The 3653-nt window shown below is 45.5% G+C and carries 5 protein-coding genes and 1 pseudogene; 3 read left to right on the plus strand and 3 right to left on the minus strand.

Annotated elements, in window-relative coordinates:
- A pseudogene (locus F6K57_RS39575) lies at window positions 1–1331 on the plus strand (ISKra4 family transposase); the annotation flags it as partial.
- Here F6K57_RS39575 and F6K57_RS39580 read toward each other — a convergent pair.
- Entirely contained in the window at window positions 1275–1631 is a 357-nt protein-coding gene (locus F6K57_RS39580; protein WP_075897434.1) for a group II intron maturase-specific domain-containing protein, read from the minus strand. The pseudogene F6K57_RS39575 and the gene F6K57_RS39580 sit on opposite strands and share 57 nt — an antisense overlap.
- Window positions 1632–1659: 28 nt before the next feature.
- Here F6K57_RS39580 and F6K57_RS39585 point away from each other — a divergent pair, with 28 nt between their 5' ends.
- Together F6K57_RS39585 and F6K57_RS39590 are read left to right on the plus strand one after the other, a co-directional pair.
- Window positions 1660–2007 (plus strand): hypothetical protein, encoded by a 348-nt coding sequence (locus F6K57_RS39585; protein ID WP_143727494.1) that lies wholly within the window; start codon window positions 1660–1662, stop codon window positions 2005–2007.
- Window positions 2000–2167 (plus strand): hypothetical protein, encoded by a 168-nt coding sequence (locus F6K57_RS39590; protein WP_158069461.1) that lies wholly within the window; start codon window positions 2000–2002, stop codon window positions 2165–2167. The genes F6K57_RS39585 and F6K57_RS39590 overlap by 8 nt, the downstream gene beginning before the upstream one ends.
- 509 nt (window positions 2168–2676) lie before the next feature.
- Here F6K57_RS39590 and F6K57_RS39595 read toward each other — a convergent pair.
- Together F6K57_RS39595 and F6K57_RS39600 are read right to left on the minus strand one after the other, a co-directional pair.
- On the minus strand, window positions 2677–2808 hold the full coding sequence (locus F6K57_RS39595; protein ID WP_269086960.1) for a hypothetical protein: 132 nt from the start codon (window positions 2806–2808) through the stop codon (window positions 2677–2679).
- Window positions 2809–3445: 637 nt separating this feature from the next.
- A partial coding sequence (locus F6K57_RS39600) for a hypothetical protein (RefSeq protein ID WP_293074250.1) occupies window positions 3446–3653 on the minus strand: 208 nt, incomplete at its 5' end.

Here is a 3653-nt window from a genome sequence, read left to right on the forward strand (position 1 = left end):
AGAACCCATAAGAAGAGATTTACAAGGAAGCTGACAACAATATTTGGCACGATCATCGCCAATCGAATCGGTTACGGTGGAAGAAAGATAACTTCCCGTGGGCCCACTGGATGCCGAGTTAAACCTACCAGTAGAAAAATACTCCCACGGACTGAGGCAGCGAGTGGCCGTCGAAGTAGCTCGTTCAGGGTTTGGGGAAACAGTCGTGCGTCATACAGAAAACAACAGCCGCAAAAGTTGGTAAGCGACAAGTTGAACAATTGGCTTATAAAAGTGCTTGTGACTTTGATGAATTCTATGCTCATCAACAAGCACAATCGGTTGAATTGAAGGAGACGGGGGAAATAGTAGTTATTAGTGTGGATGGCAAGGGTGTTGTCATGGGTACAGAAGACTTACGTGCTCCCACCCAAAAAAGAGCGCTGGCAAAGAGCAACAAGTTAAATAAACGATTAACTAAGGGGGAAAAACGCAATTGCGACGCGAATGGCAACAGTGGCTTCAGTTTATACCATCAAGCCTTTTGTTCGTACACCTCAACAAATTGTCAGCACAGAAGAAGAACACAAAAAAATCAAAGGACCCAGACCAATCGGTAAGCGTGTTTGGGCAAGTTTAGTTAAACAACCATCACTTGTTATCAAAGAAGCTTTTGACGAGGCATTACACCGCGACCCCAATCAACACAAGCGTTTTTGCGCTCTGGTCGATGGTAACAAGACACAATTATCGCGCTTTGAAAAAATTTGCTCGCGAACACCATCTCAAGTTAACGATTGTCCTGGATATTATTCATGTGATTGAGTATCTGTGGAAGGCTGCATTTGCCTTTTATTCGGACACTAGTCAACAAGCCGAAGTTTGGGTTAGTAAACGTTTACTGCTGATCCTTGAAGGTAAATCGAGTACAGTTGCTGCGGGTATGCGTGGTAGCGCTACAAAGCGCCAACTAACTCCTACACAACGTCAGCCAGTGGATAAGTGTGCCAGATATTTACTCAACAACGCTGCTTACCTCAAATACCACGATTACTTGAAAGCTGGTCTTCCCATTGCCACTGGGGTTATTGAGGGCGCTTGTCGTCACTTAATCAAAGACAGGATGGACATTACCGGGGCTAGATGGAGTCTCAAAGGTGCTGAGGCGGTTTTACGTCTGCGCTCGCTTTATCAAGCGCGGTGTAGGCCTCGAGTATTGGCCCTTTCACTTAAAGCTTGAGCATAAACGTAATCACTTGTCTTTGTACAAAGATGGCCTTCCTTTGATGAAACGACTAATTCAAGCTCGCTGCTCTACTACTGCTCCTCCTACTCTTGCGATACCTCTCTAAACCTGACCAAACGTCTTTCCAAAAGAGCCACACCCCTTTGATTTTTGTATGCCTCACGATTTTCGTTTTGGCATGTTTGGGAAGATAATTTCCCTCTTTTGTTTTGAACATCCAGTTGTTTTTTCCGATGGTTCCCCAATATTTATTGTTTACCCAGGTTTTTGATTTATTTGGATGTCTCCTGTATCCCCATCTTTGGAGTTTGTTCCAGAGCATGTACCCTAAATCGTTGAAGGTTTCTTTGCTGCTGACTCCTCTGTAGCTGATTGACTGACAAAAGTTGGGTTGAAAATGGCTCAAATGCTTACCAGACTAGTAAGAGCAAGACTTGACTTTAGGGAGTGTTTCCCCGCATCCTCAGGACAGATACCACTCAAATCCTAGGAATGCGATCAAAAAAAACTCCCGACTCTACAATGCCCTGAAGACATGGATAAGTCAACCCTGTGAGTGGGCACACCTGAGCCACCATTTCCACCTGTTTATGGATGGTGGCAGCCCTGATTCAGACAGGGGAAGTGAAGCAAGCCCCGATGGATTCCCGTTCGTCCCGTGTCGTGGCCAATATGCTCAAAGCAAACAACGCCGAATGCACCGTTGGCTGCCATTTTGCCCGAATCAATGTCCATGGCCAATAGGCCACGCTACGCGAACGATGGTACAAACCTTTGATTAAAGCAGCCTTGGCGGTAGGACAAGATGGGTGTATTTACAAGAGTTTAGACACCTCGATGTTTTGGGATGAGTACTGTCTGGTTCGATTGGTAGTGGTGCATCTCCGACGAGCCAAAAAGCGTGAGCTGGCGAGTGATGAAGCATCCATCGTGCAACGGTAGCATTCAAAGATTATCGGGAGATGCTCCAACAATCGATACACCTTTTACCCAAAGAGGTAATCGGTCATCCTACTGGCAGATCGATGTTATACACACCGATTTAATGAAAGCTTTGACCAATAAATGGGGAAGGCAAATCCGGAAAAGTCTGAAAAAGGACACGCTTGATTTGGCGAGCAGGTAAAAGTTGGCATCAGCTCAAAGATTTCCATGTTCTACGGGGTTCGGTCTTGTGCTTTCACAATGTCAGAGTGCATAAGGAATATTGGTTGGGTCCAGTTGATCGGATTTTTGGTTGCAACAATGTAAATGGTGATAATGGGCCATTGTTAGTGATGAAAATACCCTGGTTGACTGACAAAACTATTCAACAGCATATTGGTACGTTTGTTTCTTTTACTCTAGTTGATAGTGCCGTTGCTGATGTTGTTTGCGCGAAGCCATCGCTGGATTTGGGTCATGATTGCTGGAAAAACAAACCCGATGAATTAATTTCCAGCCATTCTCGCTCATATGATTTGACCCACTCCAAACCCTACCGAAAATAGCTGTTTCCTCGTGCGCCAGTGAGTGTCAACCCATCGACGTTTACCAGACTCTACCACCTCAACCCCTTGAGCCGTGACGTACAACGTAGCCACAGCTAGAATGAACCACAACCGAGATCAGGCGCTTTACTGAGCGAATTTGAGACTTCTGCACATTCCATCCATTGGACTGGTCATCTAAAAAGTTTTCCTCAATATCTTAGCGTTACCCATATTCGGGCTTTGGTTTGAAGGGTGGTATTTTCACTGGTTGACTGACTTTAGTTGAGCGCGATTTCACGAACCCCTTACCAGGCAGGGGCCAATGGGCATTGACATCTGGTTAGGGTCGCGGTGCATTCTCAGGAGAGAAACCACTCACATCCCAAAAATGCTGTGAAAATAAACTCCCGCCTCTACAATGCCTTGAAGACCTCGATTGGTCAACCCTCTGACTGGGCGCATCATCGTCATCTGACCACCTGTTTATGGATGGTGGTTGGTCTACTCCAGATAGGAGACGCGCGCCTTAGAATAGTGGAGCCTTTATAGGGGACTGGCTATGAGAAAAAGGGTTAAAACTTATTAAATAAGGCTCCACTATTCTTACGGTAACTTTCTGGGGAAGTTAATTTGACCCGTTGGATTCCCCACATACCCTGTCTTTGAAGTTACCGTAAGATAGTTGAGCCTTTATAGTTAGTAGGTTATGCGTAAAAGGTTCAAGTCTTTTGTAATAAGGCTCAACTATCTAAGGTTTCGTCCCAGTGGTCACTATGCTCAAAGCAAACAACGTCGGATGCTTGGAGTGGCTGTACAATGCCCGCAAAGCACGTTCATCGCTTGTATAAACCCCATTACCAGTCAGCCAATGCGGATTGGAAACAAGAGTGTCTATATCTAAGCTTAGATACATCGTTGTTAAGCGGATGAGTATTGCTTGGTGCGCTTGGCGGTGG

The sequence above is a fragment of the Moorena sp. SIO4A5 genome (genome assembly GCF_010672005.1).
Lineage (GTDB): Bacteria > Cyanobacteriota > Cyanobacteriia > Cyanobacteriales > Coleofasciculaceae > Moorena.